The 17,968-nt window shown below is 62.0% G+C and carries 16 protein-coding genes and 1 pseudogene; 1 reads left to right on the top strand and 16 read right to left on the bottom strand.

Annotated features, from left to right (window positions below; translation table 11 throughout):
- Together RWT78_RS19700 and RWT78_RS19695 are read right to left on the bottom strand one after the other, a co-directional pair.
- A pseudogene (locus RWT78_RS19700) lies at positions 1-923 on the bottom strand (hypothetical protein); the annotation flags it as partial.
- Positions 924-1,026: 103 nt separating this feature from the next.
- Complete coding sequence (locus RWT78_RS19695; RefSeq protein WP_314677521.1) at positions 1,027-2,691, bottom strand: alpha/beta-hydrolase family protein; 1,665 nt, start codon at positions 2,689-2,691, stop codon at positions 1,027-1,029.
- A 234-nt stretch (positions 2,692-2,925) separates the two neighbouring features.
- On the opposite strand from RWT78_RS19695, the gene RWT78_RS19690 reads away from it, so the two are divergent.
- On the top strand, positions 2,926-5,250 hold the full coding sequence (locus RWT78_RS19690) for a LuxR C-terminal-related transcriptional regulator (protein ID WP_314677518.1): 2,325 nt from the start codon (positions 2,926-2,928) through the stop codon (positions 5,248-5,250).
- A gap of 82 nt (positions 5,251-5,332) precedes the next feature.
- Here the strand turns inward: RWT78_RS19690 and RWT78_RS19685 are convergent, their stop codons facing one another.
- From RWT78_RS19685 to RWT78_RS19625, 14 genes are all read right to left on the bottom strand, one after another.
- Positions 5,333-7,150 carry an ABC transporter ATP-binding protein/permease gene (locus RWT78_RS19685; protein ID WP_314677515.1) on the bottom strand — a complete coding sequence of 606 codons (1,818 nt, stop codon included), beginning with the start codon at positions 7,148-7,150 and terminating at the stop codon, positions 5,333-5,335.
- Positions 7,151-7,181: 31 nt separating this feature from the next.
- A complete protein-coding gene (locus tag RWT78_RS19680; RefSeq protein WP_003942110.1) occupies positions 7,182-7,931 on the bottom strand; it encodes a DUF6390 family protein in 750 nt (249 codons plus the stop codon).
- Positions 7,931-9,001 carry a hydrogenase expression/formation protein HypE gene (hypE, locus tag RWT78_RS19675; RefSeq protein ID WP_007735089.1) on the bottom strand — a complete coding sequence of 357 codons (1,071 nt, stop codon included), beginning with the start codon at positions 8,999-9,001 and terminating at the stop codon, positions 7,931-7,933. Before hypE ends, RWT78_RS19680 begins: the two co-directional genes overlap by 1 nt.
- Complete coding sequence (gene hypD / locus RWT78_RS19670) at positions 8,991-10,103, bottom strand: hydrogenase formation protein HypD (RefSeq protein ID WP_003942127.1); 1,113 nt, start codon at positions 10,101-10,103, stop codon at positions 8,991-8,993. Before hypD ends, hypE begins: the two co-directional genes overlap by 11 nt.
- Positions 10,100-10,399 carry a HypC/HybG/HupF family hydrogenase formation chaperone gene (locus RWT78_RS19665; RefSeq protein ID WP_003942168.1) on the bottom strand — a complete coding sequence of 100 codons (300 nt, stop codon included), beginning with the start codon at positions 10,397-10,399 and terminating at the stop codon, positions 10,100-10,102. Before RWT78_RS19665 ends, hypD begins: the two co-directional genes overlap by 4 nt.
- A gap of 16 nt (positions 10,400-10,415) precedes the next feature.
- Complete coding sequence (gene hypF / locus RWT78_RS19660) at positions 10,416-12,704, bottom strand: carbamoyltransferase HypF (protein WP_314677509.1); 2,289 nt, start codon at positions 12,702-12,704, stop codon at positions 10,416-10,418.
- Positions 12,701-12,988, bottom strand: a complete 288-nt coding sequence (locus RWT78_RS19655; protein ID WP_003942260.1) for a HypC/HybG/HupF family hydrogenase formation chaperone — start codon at positions 12,986-12,988, stop codon at positions 12,701-12,703. Before RWT78_RS19655 ends, hypF begins: the two co-directional genes overlap by 4 nt.
- A gap of 3 nt (positions 12,989-12,991) precedes the next feature.
- Complete coding sequence (locus RWT78_RS19650) at positions 12,992-13,486, bottom strand: hydrogenase maturation protease (RefSeq protein WP_003942183.1); 495 nt, start codon at positions 13,484-13,486, stop codon at positions 12,992-12,994.
- Positions 13,487-13,492: 6 nt separating this feature from the next.
- Entirely contained in the window at positions 13,493-13,612 is a 120-nt protein-coding gene (locus RWT78_RS29230) for a DUF6893 family small protein (protein WP_003942178.1), read from the bottom strand.
- Positions 13,613-13,660: 48 nt separating this feature from the next.
- Positions 13,661-15,022, bottom strand: coding sequence for a hypothetical protein (locus RWT78_RS19645; RefSeq protein ID WP_314677507.1), 1,362 nt, complete (start codon positions 15,020-15,022; stop codon positions 13,661-13,663).
- Positions 15,019-15,657, bottom strand: coding sequence for a DUF6084 family protein (locus RWT78_RS19640; protein WP_314677505.1), 639 nt, complete (start codon positions 15,655-15,657; stop codon positions 15,019-15,021). The genes RWT78_RS19645 and RWT78_RS19640 overlap by 4 nt, the downstream gene beginning before the upstream one ends.
- Positions 15,654-16,274 (bottom strand): DUF5947 family protein, encoded by a 621-nt coding sequence (locus tag RWT78_RS19635; protein WP_064444498.1) that lies wholly within the window; start codon positions 16,272-16,274, stop codon positions 15,654-15,656. The genes RWT78_RS19640 and RWT78_RS19635 overlap by 4 nt, the downstream gene beginning before the upstream one ends.
- A 19-nt stretch (positions 16,275-16,293) precedes the next feature.
- Positions 16,294-17,196: a NifU family protein gene (locus RWT78_RS19630; protein WP_314677501.1), complete on the bottom strand. Its 903-nt coding sequence runs from the start codon at positions 17,194-17,196 to the stop codon at positions 16,294-16,296.
- A 3-nt stretch (positions 17,197-17,199) separates the two neighbouring features.
- On the bottom strand, positions 17,200-17,968 hold a 769-nt coding region (locus RWT78_RS19625; RefSeq protein WP_314677498.1), incomplete at its 5' end, for a nickel-dependent hydrogenase large subunit.

Below are 17,968 nucleotides of genomic sequence, written 5' to 3'. Positions count from 1 at the left end.
TTGGAGTACTGCCCGCCCACCCGCTGGGGTGTGCCATCGCATTTGCCGAGATAGGTACAGCCGAGCGTGAACTCGGCGCTGTAGTACGCCCGCCAGACTGGTGCCTGCTCGGAAGGGAATGTCGCAGGCTTGCCCGGTTGGTCACGCAATGCCTTGTACGTGTCTAACGGCAGCGAAGCCGGCTTCAAGATTCCGTTGTCTGCACCGACCGCTGAACACAGATCCTGCCCCCGCAGCACCTGACCACCGGGAAGGTGCAGCTCTGGCTCAGGCAGTCCTACGCCGCCGGTGAGATCACGCCCATTGTCCGGCAGGTAGATGCGATAAAGCAGGCTTATCCGGTCCTGACCTGGCACACCGGCATACAAGGTGTTGGGTTTCGGCTCAGCAGGTGAGGCCTCGTTGAGGACGGAAGCCGTGTACGACCTGGCACCTTCGTTCGCTCGATCGGCACCGGGAAGATAGGTATTGCGCGAGCCTGCGTCCGGAGCAGTCGAAATGTCATTGAGGACGGCGGTCGGCATCGCGGTTGCCGCGTTGTACGAGTTCAACGACTGATAGCGAGCATGCGCATACTGCCCTCGGATAACCAACTCGGCGTTCTCGGGGATTGTGAACTGCGCAGCCCAGTAAATCGCCGCAGTGTCAGGAAAGGCGTAGTTGAGCTGTGGGTCCGCGCGCTCGGGATTGATCGGCACGGACCAGAAGCAGGTCGACACCGGATGCTCGACGTCCGGTCCGCCGGATCCGAAATCGACAGAACCAGATTCGGATCCGCTAGCCGAACCGGTTCCTGATCCGGATCCGCTCGACGAACCGAAATCGACAGATCCGACCGGCGCGGCAACCGCGGACCCAGCCCCGGCAAATACAGTGATCGCGCTCAGCGCCACCGCAGCTACGAGTGTTCTTGATGAATGCATCGCGCTCCTTGTTAGATAGCTGACAAACAGTGATAGAACGATCTAGAGCGAGTACTCCCGGTCCAACGACGAGAGACCGTCACGAGGTCCGCACTCCGCACTACTACTTGGTGGGTTGAAAGTCGTTCGTCAGAGCGCCGCGAATCGCGTCGGTGTCCGACTGAGACCAGTTGTCGGGGTGCAGGATCCGCGCCCACATGTCCGCCGCCTCGGCACCGTAGTTGTGCCCGTGACCTGGCGGAACGTCCGCCGAGAAGACCATGTCGAGTGTCACCTGCCAGAATGTCACGAACGGTATCCACGTCATTCCCGGATCGACATCACGGCCGAGAGGCTCGGCAAGCCAGTCCGGCTTGTTCAGAAGCAGGTCGAAAGACCACCAGACAATTGGGTCGCTGGCGTGCTGCCAGTACACGACGCGTGAGTCGTTCCACGGCGCATCCAGTTCGAGATCCTCCGGATAGGCAGCGAAACGAATCGACTGCCCGTCGTCGATCACCGGCACGGCTTCCCGTGAGCCGGAGTCACGACTGCTGGTGATCTCCTGCCATTGAGCGGTGAAGTTCGGAGTCCCCGACCACAATGCCCCATCCACCCGCGTCGCCATGTCCTGTGCTCCCGCGAACGCGGCCTGTCCCCCGTACGATCCGAGGCTCTCGCCGAAAACGACAAGCTTGGGGCGCTTGTCGAGCGGCAGATCGATCCACTTCGCATAGACAGAGTTGAACAGCGCCCGGCCTGCGGCCATCGGGGTTTCGCGATCGGCGATGAATGCCAAAGGGCTGGGAAGGAACGAGTACTGCATCGCCGCGATGGCGGTGTCGCCGCCCTGGACGTATTCGAAAGCGGACGCCACGTCGTCGTTCACCCAGCCGCGGCCGGTGGTGGTCACTACTGCCAGGACGGCACGGTCGAAGCCGCCGGTGCGCTCGAGTTCGTTGACGACCCGCTGCGCGACACCGTCGACGGAATCCGACGACTCACGGCCGGCGTACACGCGGATGGGTTGCTTCGCGTCCCGGCCGGTCAGCGCGGAAATCTGCACCGCAGACGGCCCGCTACCCATGAAGGTGCGACCCTCCTTGCCCAGCGAATCCCATGCCTCGGCAGACATGGGTGAACCACTGCGTTCGGCGATCAGAGGCTGGTCGATACCATCGGGCGTGTCGTTGTCCGCGCCGGAGAAACTCCAGTTCGCAAAAGCGATGAGCCCGTTGTAGAGGGCACCGTTGACGACGAAGATCGCCAACGCGAAGACGACGACCAAGCTCGCGACTTTCGCTGCTTCCTTGGGAACAAACCGCAGAGCAACGGCAGCGAGCCCTCTGGTGAGATACCGCAGACCGCGACCCGCCTCCAGCAAGATCAACCACACCACCAGCGAAATCAGCAGCACCAGAAGATAGTTCGCCCGGTTCACGCGAGGCGCCTCGACCAGATCACGGACGATCTGCTGCCACCACGAACCCAAGATCAGAAAAAGAGGCACCAATATCACTGCCAGTACGGCGAGTACGGCCCAACCGATCCGCTTGGTCCGGTCCGACCATGTCGGTTCGACTCCGCATTTGCGGATCATCCACGCCACGCTCACACCGATGCCGTACCCGGTGGCGACGGAAATACCGGTTGCCACGCCCTGCAGGTACCACGCGCGCGGTAAGAGGGACGGGCTCATCGAGAGGACGAAAAACACCAGACCGAACGACAACCCGACCGAGTGCAGTGTCTTGCCGTAGCGCCGCACACCTTCCCACACACGTTTCATGCCCGAATCGTAAGTGCGCCAGAAAGATGAAATGCGCCTCTCATCCCTTTCGAATGAGGCGCGAACTACGTCGGTGGAAAGTGTTCGCTATTCCGCGTCATGCACCGAAAAGCTTCGACCCAACGGCAATCACGGACAAACACCGGTGGTGCGTTGACAGATTTCACACACGCGAGTCCGCGTACACTGTGTGGGGTCAATCCACTCAGCACGTACAAATTCGGCGCGATTCTCATGGCGGCAAAACGAGGAAACCTACCGATCGAACTGAGCAGTTTCGTCGGTCGTCGGTCCGAGGCCAAAGAAGTCCGACGCCTGCTGTCGGACTACCGGCTCGTGACCCTTACGGGCCTGGGTGGGGTCGGCAAAACCCGCTTGGCGCTCCGTGCCGCCGATGATTCCTCCCGTACGTTCCCCGGGGGCGTCTGGTTCGTCGACTTCAGCGAACTGCGGGAGCCGGCACTTCTCGATCAGACGATTCTTGCCGCACTCGGAGTACAAGACCGATCTACGCGGTCACCGCGATCGGTACTGATCGGCCGTCTCGTCGACGAACGTGTCCTGCTTGTTCTGGACAATTGCGAACACCTCATCGGCTGGGTTGCCGACACCGCCGCCGAACTTCTCCGGTGCTGTGCCCGATTGGCACTTCTGGCGACCAGCCGAGAACCACTCGACATTCCCGGCGAGATGGTATTACGGGTGCCGCCTCTGCGATTTCCCACCGAGGCGCCGTCGCCAACCGACACCCGTGATGGTGATGCGATGATGCTGTTCGAGCAGCGGGCACGTTCCTCCGTGACGGACTTCCGCATCACCAGCGAGAACAGCGCGGCTGTGGAGAAGATCGTCCGCCGGTTGGAAGGACTACCGCTGCCGATCGAGCTGGCGGCTGCCCGACTGAGGGCGATGTCGGTCGATCAGATCCTGCAAAAACTCGACGACCGCTTCCAACTGCTGACGCGGGGCAGCCGGAACGCTCCAGCGCGTCAACAAACGCTTGCACAGAGTATCGACTGGAGCTTCGATCTGTGTACGCCGCCGGAGAAGTCGTTGTGGGCGAACTCGAGCGTATTTGCGGGTAGCTTCGATCTCGGGTCCGTCGAAGGAATTCTCGCCGACGAAGCACAGAACGACGACTTGGGCGATCTCGTGATGTCCCTTGTCGACAAGTCGATCCTCATCCGTGAACAAAACGGCTCGTACGTCCGCTACCGCCTACTCGAGACTCTTCGCGACTACGGGCGTGAACTGGTGTCAGTCGACGAGTGGGTCTCGCTGCAGCGCAGGCACAGTGAGTGGTTCAGGCAACTCGTCTTCCGCGCCGGAGTCGACTGGACGGGGCCGCACCAAATCGACTGGATGACGCGGATCGACCGCGACTTACCCAACGTGCGCACCGCGTTGGAATTCGGTCTGACCGAACCCGACTCGGTCGAAGACACATTGCGTACCGCAAGTGCTCTGCATGATTACTGGCTTGCACGTGGTCGATTCAACGAAGGTCGCTACTGGTTGGGTCGCGCCCTGGCCGAGGTGCCCGAACTGACCGAGGGCACTCTCGGTGAGGCGGTAGTCGAGGCCGCCGCGACAGGCGCACTGCTGGCAGCCCTCCAACGAGATATCGCTTCGGCGACAAGCATTGCCGAAGAGGCTCGGCGACAGGCCGAGATGCAGCGGAACGACGACGGTCGCATACTGGCGCGGTACACGCTCGGATTCGTCGCGGTCGCCGACGGCGATCTCGTGCGCGGCGCCGAGTACCTGGAGCAGGCTGTCGCAGCATTCCGGGCAAACGACGACATCGCCCGTCTGGTACCCGCGCTCTACTGGTTCGCCTTCGTCGTCGACGCACTCGGCGAAACCGACCGGGCTGCAAGCATTTACGAGGAGGAGTTGGCCCTCACCGAATCGCGCGGCGAAATCTTGTGGCGGTCGATGACGATGTCGGACTACGGATCCGCCCTGTGGCGTCATGGCAACCACGCTCGCGGTATCGAGCTACTCGAAGATTCTCTCCGATTGCTTCGAGGGCTGGGTAACCAGTTCGGATGTGCATGGTGCCTCGAGGAAATCGCGTGGACGCTTGTCGACCGGGACGCAAAGCTGGCAGCCACACTGATGGGAGCTGCCGACACGCTGTTCACCGCCACGGGCAGCCCGATGGACACCTTCAGGAGCATGGTCCCGTACCACGAAAACAGCGTGACCGAGGCTCGTAACCGGCTCGGAGACAGGGTGTTTCAAACAGCATTCGATCATGGACGAGCTCTGACTCTCGACGACGCAGCGGCCCGCACGCTGAGAGAGCAACCGCCCGGTGGATCACCGAAATCGGCCGCCGACGAAGTGCTGACTCCGCGGGAGCAGCAGGTGGCCGAACTCGTCGCACAGGGCCTGACCAACCGAGCAATCGCGGACAAGCTGGTCATTTCTCAGCGCACTGTCGACGGCCACGTCGATCACATACTGAACAAACTGGGGTACGGCTCGCGCACCAGGATTGCGGCCTGGGTGCTCCAGCGCACAAACGACTTCCGCAACCCTTCGACCTCGTGACGGTCGGTGTCTTCGATCGATCGCGGCGCGGCGGGTAACCCGGCCGAATCCTGTCGCAAGAATCCGACCGTCGAAAGTTTTCTCAGCCTTCGTGATCAGCGAGAGTCCAGTGTCCCGCACCGCGCAGTTCGAGTTGTCGATTGTGAAAAACGTCGAGAGTGCTGCGATGCCCGACGCTGACAATGATGCTGTCGGGCAGTTCACGGCGAAGGATGTCGTAGAGCGTGTACTCGAGGCCTTCGTCGATTCCGGATGTCGCCTCGTCGAGAAATGCGGTTCGCGGTCGGATCAGGAGGACTCGGGCGAACGCCAACCGTTGTTGTTCGCCCGGCGACAGAATTCGAGTCCAATCAGCCGGCTCGTCGAGCCGACCGATCAAATGTGCGAGATGCACCTCGGCGAGCGCGTCGTGGAGCCTGCGGTCGTCGAAGTCCGAGCGCCCGGTGTTCGGCTGACCTGAGGGCAACTGGTCCGGATATACCAAACCCGCGCGCAGAGAACCCAATGGTAGGTATGGCCGTTGTGAGAGGAACAGGACGTCTCCGACCGGGGTGGTCACGGAACCGTTTGTGTACGGCCACAACTGCGCGATGCTGCGGAGCAGCGTGGTTTTGCCGCTACCCGACGGACCCTTCACCAGCAGTGCATCGCCGGGCCCCAGTGACATGTCGAGTTCGGAGATCAACGCCTCACCAACCGGCGTGCGCACGTCGAGTCCCCGAACAACCAAATGACTGCCAGCGGAGAACGCGTCGAGCACGGGAAGTGCGCGGGCACGACGATTGGCATCGGCGAGCCCGGTCAAACGGATCAGTGTGGCCCGGAAACTTGCAAAATCGGCATAGGACTCTCGAAAGAACGACAACGAATTGTGCACCTGGCCGAATGCTTGAGCAGTTTGCATCACGTCGCCGAAAGTGATCTGCCCGCTGAACAATCGAGATCCCTGGACCAGAAACGGAAACACCACCGCTGTCTGATCCACTGCCAGATTGAAGCCACTGAACTTGAGCGTCCGGAAGACGATCGCCCACATATTGCGGATCACTGCAGCAAAACGTAGTCCGAGCGTGCGTCGTTCGACGTTCTCTCCGCGATAGAAGGCGATGCTTTCGCCGTACTCCCGTAGTCGAATCAACGCGTACCGGAAGGTGGCGCCGAGTTTCTCGTTCAAGAAGTTCAGCATGATCAAAGGCCGGCCGATCCAGAATGCGAGTGCCGTGGTCACCAACACGTAGATGTAGACGAGAAAGATCATCGCTCGCGGAATCTCGGCACCGAAAACAGTCAACGGCCCGGACAGATCCCACAGGATCTTGGTGAAGCTGACAATCGACACCATTGCGGCGACGGCGCCCATGGACAACGTGCGGGACGACGTCGCGAATGCGGTGATGTCTGCCTGAATACGTTGGTCCGGATTGTCGACGGGGTTCTCCAGGAAGTTTCCGCGATAGTAGGCGCGGCCGTCGAGCCAATCGTCGGTCAATGTGTCATTGAGCCAACTGCGCCAATTGATATCGAGTGTTTGGCCCACCAGGTAGACGACGAGTGAGCTAGCGACGTGGACTGCGGCCAATATCGCGAACACTCGCAGGTAGTGCCAGAAAGCGGTTTCGTCGAGGTTCTGAATGGCGTCGTAGAAATCCTTGTACCAGTACGAGAACAACACCGTCACGCGGACACCGAATATCGTGAGCAGCAGCAGTAACGCGAGAATCGACAGCGGAATGACGGTGCGCCGGGGATCGAAGTAGGGCCAAGCCATTCGCCGAAACTGGTTGCCCCAGCGGGTATACCGAGCTAGCAGCAGCGCGGTGACGACGAGAACCGCTACCGTGATCGCATATGCCTCTGCCAACCACAGTGCGCTGTCCGTTACCGCGCTACCCCAATTCACCGTAGCCTCCGTCCTGGAGGGGAACTGACGATCACATATCGGTCGACAGCATTCGGTTCGCGATCCGCAATCCCGAGTCTTCCGCGGCATCCAATGCACGTGATTGCTCTGCCGTTATCCTGTCGCACACCCAATCCCAGTGCATCGTCACCACAGCGCCGGGGACGGGCATCGCCGCAAGCGCGTTGCCCTCGACCCTCCACCGCACTCTCTGCGTTGCCGGTCGGCCGCGTGCGAGTTGCTCACCGTCGAACTCGAGCGGGGACGAAACCACCAATGCATGCTCCTCGCCGACGTCCTCGACCACCCCCCATCTGATCCGGCAGTTCTGGAGGACGGACAGTGGGACCGCACCGCGCTTCCGAAGAAGCTTGACCCACGGATACACCAGAAATACGTGAAAACTGTGGTGCGCGAGCGCGCGGTCCCGACCCCCGAGGACGGGGAGGAACCCGGTGTTCTCGCGTTCACCGAATGCCCCCCTCAAGTGCTGTAACAACTTCCCCGAATCGAGAGCGTCGAGGAGATCACCTCCCACCCAATAGGCTTCGATCACTCGCGAATCCAGGGGGTCGTCGATGCCCGCTCCTACAGCCAATGCCTCGAGGTACGGCCACGCACCGTCGAATTGACGAGCGTGATCACGGTCGCCGCTGCCCGAGTTGCCGCTGGCCAGACGAAGCAGCACTGAAGGATCGTCGGGTCCGCAGTAACCCAACTCGTTCGGCGGATACGCGTAGCGGGCAAACAATGCCGGCCCGTTCATACCGACGGCAGTCATCAGCAGATCCGAGGAAGTTGTTCACCTGCCGGCAAATCCACTACCCGATTGCCTCCCAATGCCGTACGCGCCACCACCATTGTGCGATGTTCGGCCACGCACTCCCCGATCACGGCGGCTCCCACACTCAGTGGATTGCCGTGCATCGCTTCCAGAACCAGGGCGGCATCTTCGCGTGGAACGAAAGCGATCAACTTGCCCTCGTTTGCGACGTACAACGGATCCAAGCCGAGTAGCCCACAGGCGTCGCGCACGTCAGCGGGAATCGGCAGATCTCGCTCCACCAGCGCAACCCCGATGTTCGACGCCTGAGCGATCTCGTTGAGGGTCGCGGCGACTCCGCCCCGCGTAGGGTCGCGCAGGACGTGGATGTCGACGCCGGTGGCAATCATGTCGGCCACCACGCCGTTCAGGGCCGCACAATCACTGCGCACTTCGGTCCCGAATTCGAGACCTTCGCGACAACTCATCACGGCCACGCCGTGAACGCCGATGTCGCCGCTGACGATCACGACGTCACCCACTTGTGCGCGAGTGGGGCTGATGTCCACCCCGTCTGCGACAATCCCGATTCCTGCGGTATTGATGAAGACTCCGTCGCCGTGACCGGCATCGACGACCTTGGTATCACCCGTCACCAGCCGAACGCCGGCAACGTGCGCGGCCTCACCGAGCGCCTTCGCGATTCCCGCGATGTCGGTCAGCGCCGTTCCTTCTTCCAGGATGAATGCCGTCGACATCACCAATGGCTGCGCTCCCGCCATCGCCAGATCGTTCACCGTTCCGTTGACAGCGAGATCGCCGATCGTTCCGCCGGGAAACACCATGGGTTTGACGACATACGAGTCGGTCGAGAACGCGAGCCGCACCCCGCCGACGTCGAATACGGCCGAGTCACCGAGTTCTGCATCGGCAGCGCTTCCGAACGAGGGCAGGAACAGGTGCTCGATGAGCTCGGCGGACATCGCTCCTCCACCACCGTGCCCCATGACGATGTTCGGCGAATCACGCAGCGGCAGTGGGCAGACCCACGCCGACAAGTCCACGACAGCGGTCTCCTCAGCCGGCATGACCCGCCTCCTGAAGTTCCAGGCGCCGGTACAGGTAGTACGCGGCGCACGCCCCCTCCGACGACACCATCGTGGCACCGAGCGGATTCCGCGGAGTGCATTCCTTCCCGAAGGCACTGCACTCGTGTGGCTTGATCAAACCTTGCAACACTTCTCCGGAACGGCAGACGCTCGACTCGTCAGTATGGATATCGGTCACCGAAAAACGCTCTTCGGCATCAAAATACGCATACTTCGGTGCCAGCTGCCAACCGCTGTCCGGGATCGATCCGATGCCGCGCCACGTCCGGTCCGACACGGCGAACACATCCTCGAGCATCGCTTTCGCTGCGGTGTTGCCCTGCGCGGTGACGGCACGGGCGTAAGCATTTTCGACCTCGTATCGACCCGATTCCAACTGCAGCACCGTCTTTCTGATGCCCTCCAGCAGATCCAGCGGCTCGAATCCGGTGACGACGATCGGGACCTTGTACTTCTCGGCCAGCGCCGGGTACTCCGACGTTCCCATCACACTGCACACATGCCCGGCCGCCAGAAATGCCTGCACGCGGCACTCTGGCGAATCCATGATCGCGGCCATCGCCGGCGGGACCAGAACGTGCGAGACGAGTAGGGAGAAGTTCTCGATACCCAGGCGATTGGCCTGATAGACGGTCATGGCGTTGGCCGGCGCGGTGGTCTCGAATCCGATCCCGAAGAACACCACTTGCCGACCCGGATTCTCCTTGGCGATAGTCAGTGCATCCAACGGTGAGTACACCACCCGCACGTCACCGCCGGCGCTCTTGATGCGGAACAGATCCGACGAACTCCCCGGAACTCGCAACATGTCCCCGAAGGAGCAGAAAATGACATCGGGTCTTGCCGCGATGTCGAGAGCTTTGTCGATGATCTCGAGCGGGGTGACACAGACCGGGCATCCGGGTCCGTGGATCATCTCGATCTGTTGGGGAAGTAATTGATCGATGCCGTGTCTGATGATCGAATGTGTCTGACCACCACACACTTCCATGATCGCCCATCGCCGTGTGGCCAGCGCACGGATCTGATCCAGCAGTTTGCCGGCCAGTTCCGGATCGGAGAACTCGTCCAGATATTTCATGATTCCGTCTCTTTCGGTTCGATCCCCGCGGCCCGGGCAGCCCTTTCGAACCCGTCACCGAATTCCTCTTCGAGTACGCCGAGGTGCTCGAATTCCGCCAGCGTGCTGCGAGCGGATTCCTCGTCGAGTCGCTGGATGGCAAATCCGACGTGCACCACGACGTACTCGCCGACTTGGGCGCCCGGAATGTACTCGAGGCACACTTCTTTTCGGACGCCACCGAAGTTCACCACCGACATCGTCGTTCCGTCGCGTTCCTCCAGGGACTCGATACGTCCCGGTACGGCTAGGCACATGGCACAACTCCTGACCTCATGACGAACTCCCCACCAGCACTTGGCCGTAGGCGAGACCGCCGTCGTTCGGCGGCAACTCCAGCCCTGTCAACGGCGTGAATCCAGCGTCTGAGAGCAGAGCACACGCCCGAACGAGCAGTAGAGGGTTCTGAAAGACACCTCCGGTGAGTACTACCTCGTCCACTCCCGCCAGTTCCCGGCCACGAATTGCCCACTCGAGCACCAGGTGCGCTACGGATTCGTGGAAACGGGCGCCGATCACTTCGGCGGGCAACTTCTCCCGGAGATCGCGGACAACAGCCCGGATGACCGACCGCGGATCTGCGGTCCACGAATCGTCGTCCGACTGCGTCCAATCGAAGGTGTACCGCGAACCGGCGCTGTCGACTCCCCTCGACACCCCCTCCAACTCGATGGCAGCCTGCGCTTCGTAGTCGACCCTCTGACGGACCCCGGTCAGCGAGGAGACTGCGTCGAACAACCGCCCCATGCTGGAGGTGTCCACGCACCCGAAACCGGTTTCCATCTGGTGAAGTAGGACCGACTGCTCTCGGGGCGGACAGGCTGCCACGGGCGCGAGGTCGGATTCCCAGTCCAACCCGGCATGCCACAGGTGGGCGAGCGCCATTCGGTACGGCCGTTCCACTCCGGCATCGCCCCCGGGCAGCAGTACGTATCCCAGATGCGCGAGACGGCGATAACCCTTGTACGTCGCCAGCAGTAGTTCCCCTCCCCACACTGCGCCGTCCGCCCCGTAGCCGGTGCCGTCGAACGCTATTCCGAGAACTGGTTCGCTCCCGTCCCGGCCGTTCTCCCCCATCACGGAAGCCACATGTGCGTGGTGATGCCCGACGATGCGCATCGGTCGGTCACCACTACGACTGCGAGCCCACGAGGACGAGCGATACCGCGGATGCTCGTCACAGGCGATCTGGTGCGGCACCACCCCCGTGATCGATTCGAAGTGACTCTCCGACGCAGCAAAACTGTCGATGACAGCGAGGTCGCCCATGTCTCCGATGTGCTGACTCGGCCACACATATCCGTCCTCGGCAAGACAGAAGGTGTTCTTCAGGTCGGCCCCGACCGCCAAGGTAGGCGGTACGTCGAACGGCGCGGTGACGGGCAGCGGAGCATATCCGCGCGAGCGACGAAGCAACTGTCTTCCACTGCCGACTATTCGCATCACCGAGTCGTCACACGGCACCAAGATCGGACGGTTGTGGGTCAATACCCCGTCGGCCAGGTCACCCAATCGTTCGAGATCGTTGTCGGAGTACAGAATCGGCTCACCGCCGATGTTCGCCGATGTCATGACCAACACCGCTGGGCCCGCCTCTTCTCCGGCCAAACCCAGAAGAAGATGCTGAATCGGGTTGTAGGCCAGCATGATTCCGATATCCGGAATGCCGGGGGCAATCAAGGGGGAAAGCGCGTATCCAGACGCTTTGGCAACCAGCACAATCGGGCGCTCGCGCGAGGACATGGCATCAGCCTCGGCATCACCGACCACACCCAACTCTCTGGCTTCTGGCACATCGCGCACCATCACCGCCAACGGCTTGCTTGCTCGATGCTTGCGTTCACGCAACTCGTGAACCGGGCGGTCGTCGCGGGCATCACAAGCCAGGTGAAATCCTCCGATTCCCTTGACAGCAAGAATCTTCCCGTCTCGCAGTAGGGATCGGGCTCGTAGCAGTGCACCCTCACCGGTCACGGCGGGCGCGTCCCCTTCCACGAACGATAGCGTTGGACCGCACTGCGGGCAGGCAATCGGTTGCGCATGAAACCGCCGGTCGGAGGGATCCACGTACTCCGCCGCACAGTTCGCGCACAACGGGAATCGCTTCATCGTCGTAGCGGCCCGGTCGTAGGGCAGCGATTCGATGATCGTGAATCGCGGACCGCAGTTGGTGCAGGTGATGAATGGATGACGATATCGCCGATCGCTCGGATCAGTCAGTTCCCGGAGGCAGTCGTCGCAGATCCCGACATCCGCCGGCGCCAAGGTTCGCCCGACCGACCCCGCATCCGTCTCGACTATGCAAAACCCCTCACGACCAACCGGCCGCGAGTCCTCGCGCTCTACCGACTCCACCCGTGCCAGCGGTGGGGGGCGGTTTCGCACCCGAGCGACAAATGCATCGATTGTCTCTCCGTCGCCTTCGACGTCGATCACGACACCGAGAGCAGAATTTCCCACCGAACCCGACAGTCCCAGTTCGGTGGCGGTCGCATGGACGAACGGCCGGAAGCCCACCCCCTGGACTACGCCACGAACGATGACACGGCAGGCGATCTTCATGTCCCGACCTCGCCGTTACCAGTACCGGAGTCGACTATCTCACCGTCGTGGCCACCACGGCCCATCAGTTCGAGGCCGGCCCGAGCGTGGCGAGCTCCCTGCTCGTCGACCTTCTCGACTGCAAAGCCCATGTGGATCACCACCCAGTCACCTGCCGTGACGGTGCCTTCGTCGAGCATTCCGATGTTGACCTTGCGTGGTGCCCCCTCCACGTCGACGAGAGCGAGTTGACCGCCGTATCCGTCCAGTAGTTCGCGTACCCGTCCCGGAATCCCCAGACACATGACTCACACCTCCGGCCCCAGTGTGGTGGCATCACAGTCCACGTCGATGGACCGGACGAGTGCCAGCACCGCCGAAGCGGCTTGCCCTACCGAATCACGCATCTCCGCACTCAATCCAATTCCGTCGCCGATCGATTTCGCATGTGCCCCCACCACGAACGTCCGCGGGAGTGTTCCGCCGAGGGCCTGCAGGCTGGCAAACACCGAACTCGGATGCATCGAGTGCGCGTCGAAACCTCCTTGCGGGCCTTCACTTTCGGGGTCCACTTCGATGATCGCGAGCTTGCCCGGGACTCCGGTCGCCGGTAAGGCATCGATCAGGACCAGGGCGTCCCACGACTCCAACAAGTCGTACGCCAGATGCACGCCCCGAATCCCGTAGTCGACCAGGCGAGCTCCCGATGGGAGATTCTCATGCTGCAGCGCCCGAACAACTTCGGGGCCGAATCCGTCGTCTTCGAGAAATATGTTTCCGACACCTGCAATCAGCACGCGCACAGCGCTTTACATCTTTCGCATTCGCAGATAGCGCTGGATGTCCGGCATCGACACCACCAGGACGATCGCGGCTGCGATCGCGGTGGCGCCGAGAAGTGCCGTCGACAGCAATCCCATGCTCCTCATGGCGAGTTCTCCTCTCGATAGCTGTGAAGTTCGATAGCTGTGAGTACGTCACGCGCTGTCGCGCGGCATCGGCTCTATCTCGTCCGGCGCGAAGTACAGGTAGCGGCCGTACCAGTTGTGCAGATCGGCGGCCGGATCGTCCAACAGTGTCACCCCAACATGAATGTCGCCGTCCACGTCTTCATGAATGGTGGCGACGTGGGCGATCCGGCCGTCGAAGAACAGGTCCTGAGCATCAGCGCGGCGTGAGGGGTGGAGCCGAACCGTACTTCCACCAGAGACACGGACGCCGTTGATCAGAACTGCGTCGGTGCGTGGTTGAACACTGGTGTCGGCTTCCGGGGTCCACCAGTCCACACCGTCAGGCACCTCGGGTATCAGATCAGAACCGGCATTCGAATCTCGCAGCACGCCGTGCAGGCCGGCTAGATCGTCGTCCGTCAATCGCTCACATCGGTCGATGATGTCGGCAGCTCTGGAGTCGGTAGCTCGCGCCCGCGCCTTTTCCTCGTCGGTCATGGCAAGGATTCTCAGGGTGAGAATTTCGTCGATCTCGGTCGAGTCGAAGAGAGATCCCTCGCTCTGCGGCGCAATCTCGGGAAAGTCGTACAGGATGATCGGTGACACCAGAACGGTGGGCGATGTGCCAGGGTGAGTGGGGTTCTCGGTCCCCGCAAGCACCGGATAACAGCGATTTTGCCGCAACTGCTCCGAGTGATCTGCTTCTTCGAACAACGACAGGAACCTCGAGCCTGTGCAGTTCACAATGACGTGAGTCCCCAGCATCGATTGCGCGGTGGCCGTGCCCTTGTCCCGTGCGTCGACGCTCGTGGCGTTCATGATCTTCACGGAAATCACCGTGCGTCCGTCTCCGGCGGAGGCGCTCACTGCCAAGAGGCCATTCACCGGAAGCCGTGTCCGAACGCTCCGTCCGACCACCCTGCCCCGAGTGTCCGACAGAGTCTCTCCGTCGACAACTCCCGCCGCACAGAAGGTTTCTTCGACGCCGGCCTCGAGTTCGTCCAGACCCCACGGACCCAACACGATCTCGGATTCGGTGGCTTCGTCCCACGAGATGGACTCCCGCTCGTCGACTACCAACCGATCGACCGGGATCCACGCCCCGCCGGCGCCGAGTCGTTCAACCGTCCGCGACTGGTGGTGCAGAAATCTCACAGTCGCAGTCACTTCGACGCCGTTCCGCTCGAATTCGCCGAGCAGACATTGCGCGGACATCGACGGTTCCTCGCCGACTCCGACCTCGGCGGCGCCGGGCGGTCCGAGAACCCCGAACTGCCAACGGGATTGATTCTTCGCCGAGCCGGCCCGGTAGGGATAGAGAAGATATCCCTCGTACAGGACGGCGTCGGCCACGGCCCGAACGTCGTGATCCATCTCCGTTCGAGTCATCGCGGCACCTGGCTCGCCGTCAGCAACTGCCGCACGGCTGAATCGAGGTCCGTGAGGCCGTGCGCTGCCTTGAACCGCACGAGATCGGCAATCGTCTCATGGTCGAGGCGTACCCAACCAGACGCCGGATAATGCGCAGCCATCAGCTGTTTCCACACGTCGACCGGCAATTCGTAGGCAGCAGATCTGTCCCACGGGATCTGCTGCACGGAGAAACCACGCGGTCCGTCGGTGAATACCGTGCCGCTCAGTAGAACCACGATCGGAATCGTTCCGTCTCCGAGTGCGTGCATGTACTTCGACGCCGTCACCGAGAAGTCGTACGTACACGCCATGGGTAAGGCCGCGACCGTTGTTCCGGTGAATCCTTGACCGACCGTGGAACATTCCATCCACAGGACGGTGCGCAGCGTACTCGACCAACGCTCCCGCGGACCGAAGAGATCGCGCAGACCTTCGCCTTCGGCGTCGGAGTACGGTCGGCGGTGTGGTTCGATTCGTACCTGCGCGCGCAGAGCCACCGCACGGACGGTCGTGCCGGTGGATTCCGACATTCTCAATCTCACCGTCAGATTCGGCGTAACCGCGTACGGTTCCACCTCCATGTTGTCGACCGAGAAGTCGAGAACAGTCATGCCGACCTGCTTCGCGCCTCGACGCGCCCGAAGAACTCGTCCACTGCGCGTGCGGCATCCTGGCCACCGTCGAATCCGCGCCACACGGTGCGCAATCGTCCCACCAGTTCGTAACAGGCGTCGATGGGAACAACGAAGCATCTCGGCGATTGTCCTGACGTGGGCACCGACACGATCAACGCCTCGACGTCGGCCCGCATCTGCGAGAGCCCCGGATTCTCCGCGAGCACAGTCTCGAACGAGTCGATAGGCAACTCGGATTCGGTAGCTCCGGCCGGTCCCGGATAGAAGACTATGTACTTGTCGAGGAGTGAGTTGCGGAAGAAGAATGCCAGGCCGACGGGGATTTCCAGAGACTCCCACCGGCCAGGGCCGAGGTCGAAGTCCGGAAACTCGAGGTACCGATCGGGAACCGCTTTGTATCGAAGGTCCGCGTCGACCGGTGCAAAGAGTAGATAGCAGGGTCGGCACACGCACATCAGGCTCCGGACCTGTACGTCCACGACGTGCTGGTGTTCGTCGCCTATGCCCGCCGCACACATCTCACACCTCGGTCCGGTCGGAACGACACGCGACGAGGCGATTCGTGTGAGCACCTCTCCCACAGTGACTTTCATGACCGGGCTGCGTTCACGGCTAGGTCACCGGTATCACAGACTCGTCAGCAAGCGCGACCGAGAGCACTCCGTCGCGAATCAGCACCGGCACAGGCGCCAGGTGCTCGGAGCCGGTGCCCACCCGCGCTCCCGCCCCGTACACACTGAAGTGGGCAGAGCACGTCGGACAGGTGAGGACAGCGGCGTCTCGGGCAGGACGGCCCATCATGCGTTCGAGCACAGCTCCCGCCATCGAGTGCTCACACACCGGGCAACGGTCGCGATACGCGTACAGATCGTCACCGGAGCGGCAGACCAACAGATCGGTGCCCGACACGCGGAAGCCCGCGACCTCTCCCACCTCGACTTCGGCGAATTCGGGGACCTCCACCCAGTGCGTACCTCCCCCGTCGGCGTGAACGTGCGAGAACAGGGACTCGACCGAGATCACACCCGACTTCACCTCGTGCGGATCCGGTGTTTCGACGTCGATTCCGGTGGTCTCGGGCGCCGCCGCCTGCACCGCATCCTGGACGGCGGTTTCGAGGGTGACCGAGGACGAAGGACAACTGTTGCAGCTCCCGAGAAGCCGTAGTCGCACTACGCCGCCCGCCACCTCGATCAGTTCGACGTCGCCTCCGTGCGAACCGAGGTACGGACGCACGCTGTCGAGCGCAGTGCGGACGCGGGTCTCCACGTCGTGCGGGTGAAGTCCGTGCACCAGTAGCAGGCTGGACACCAGATCGTCGCGAACCATCGCATCCATCGTGGCCGGATCTGCCAGAGCGACGGTGCGTTCGAGTGCTGCGCCGTACAACTGCACGACCTCACGCACCAGTTGCTCGGCGCGATCTCTCGCCACCGGGCCTGCGCCGGCATTGGCCTGCAACAACGTCTCGATGCGCTCACCTGCTCCGCGCCAGTAGTCGGCCGATTGCTCCATCGATCACTCCCCGGTCACGGACTGCGTCGGAGAGTGCAACTTCTCCAGGGTCTTGCCACCGCCGAGATACATGTGAACACCACACGGCAGGCAGGGATCGAAACTACGCACGGTCCGCATGATGTCGATGCCCTTGAAGTGGTCTCGATCGTTCTCCTCGAAGATCGGCTGACCCTGCACGGCATCCTCGTAGGGACCGGGGGTTCCGTAGCTGTCGCGCGGGCTCGCATTCCACGGTGTCGGTGGGTACGGGTGATAGTTCGCGATTTTTCCGTCACGAATCACCATGTGGTGTGAGAGAACTCCGCGGACGGCTTCGGTGAATCCGCAACCGATACCCTCGTCCGGGACCTCGAACGACTCCCACGTCTTGGTCCGGCCGGCCCGGATCTCGACAAGCGCCTTCTCGGCGAAATGAAGGGCAGCCGCGGCTGCGTATGCCTGGAAATACGTTCGCGCGCGGTTTCTTTCGAGGGTATTGCTGCCATGTTCGGGAATCTTCCACTCGAGCGAGACAGGACCCTTCAGTGCTGTTTTCGGAAGATTGATCTTCACACTGTGTCCGGTCGACTCCAGGTATCCGATGTCGACCAGGCCGGCCAGAGCGGTGCTCCACAGACGAGCCAATGCTCCCCCGCCCGTATCCAGAGCAAGGTTGTCTTTTCCGTCGAACCATCGCGGTGACATGACCCAGCTGTACTTGTCCTCGAGGTTCCGCTTCTGCGGGTGGGGGTTGGTGTGCTGATTCCACGGGTGCCTGCGATCGACCGGG

This window comes from uncultured Rhodococcus sp., assembly GCF_963525155.1.
Classification (GTDB): Bacteria; Actinomycetota; Actinomycetes; order Mycobacteriales; family Mycobacteriaceae; genus Rhodococcus_F; species Rhodococcus_F qingshengii.
Note: the sequence above shows the minus strand (reverse complement) of the source record. Positions and strands in the feature narration are given on the sequence as shown.

What these genes read in the sequence shown, in the direction of transcription:
- RWT78_RS19645 (WP_314677507.1), bottom strand. Translation starts at nt 15,022, where the DNA reads ATGACTCGAACGGAGATGGATCACGACGTTCGGGCCGTGGCCGACGCC.
- hypE (WP_007735089.1), bottom strand. Translation starts at nt 9,001, where the DNA reads ATGCCGGCTGAGGAGACCGCTGTCGTGGACTTGTCGGCGTGGGTCTGC.
- hypF (WP_314677509.1), bottom strand. Translation starts at nt 12,704, where the DNA reads ATGAAGATCGCCTGCCGTGTCATCGTTCGTGGCGTAGTCCAGGGGGTG.
- RWT78_RS29230 (WP_003942178.1), bottom strand. Translation starts at nt 13,612, where the DNA reads ATGAGGAGCATGGGATTGCTGTCGACGGCACTTCTCGGCGCCACCGCG.
- hypD (WP_003942127.1), bottom strand. Translation starts at nt 10,103, where the DNA reads ATGAAATATCTGGACGAGTTCTCCGATCCGGAACTGGCCGGCAAACTG.
- RWT78_RS19630 (WP_314677501.1), bottom strand. Translation starts at nt 17,196, where the DNA reads ATGGAGCAATCGGCCGACTACTGGCGCGGAGCAGGTGAGCGCATCGAG.
- RWT78_RS19680 (WP_003942110.1), bottom strand. Translation starts at nt 7,931, where the DNA reads ATGACTGCCGTCGGTATGAACGGGCCGGCATTGTTTGCCCGCTACGCG.
- RWT78_RS19655 (WP_003942260.1), bottom strand. Translation starts at nt 12,988, where the DNA reads ATGTGTCTGGGGATTCCGGGACGGGTACGCGAACTACTGGACGGATAC.
- RWT78_RS19690 (WP_314677518.1), top strand. Translation starts at nt 2,926, where the DNA reads ATGGCGGCAAAACGAGGAAACCTACCGATCGAACTGAGCAGTTTCGTC.
- RWT78_RS19665 (WP_003942168.1), bottom strand. Translation starts at nt 10,399, where the DNA reads ATGTGCCTAGCCGTACCGGGACGTATCGAGTCCCTGGAGGAACGCGAC.
- RWT78_RS19695 (WP_314677521.1), bottom strand. Translation starts at nt 2,691, where the DNA reads ATGAAACGTGTGTGGGAAGGTGTGCGGCGCTACGGCAAGACACTGCAC.
- RWT78_RS19635 (WP_064444498.1), bottom strand. Translation starts at nt 16,274, where the DNA reads ATGAAAGTCACTGTGGGAGAGGTGCTCACACGAATCGCCTCGTCGCGT.
- RWT78_RS19640 (WP_314677505.1), bottom strand. Translation starts at nt 15,657, where the DNA reads ATGACTGTTCTCGACTTCTCGGTCGACAACATGGAGGTGGAACCGTAC.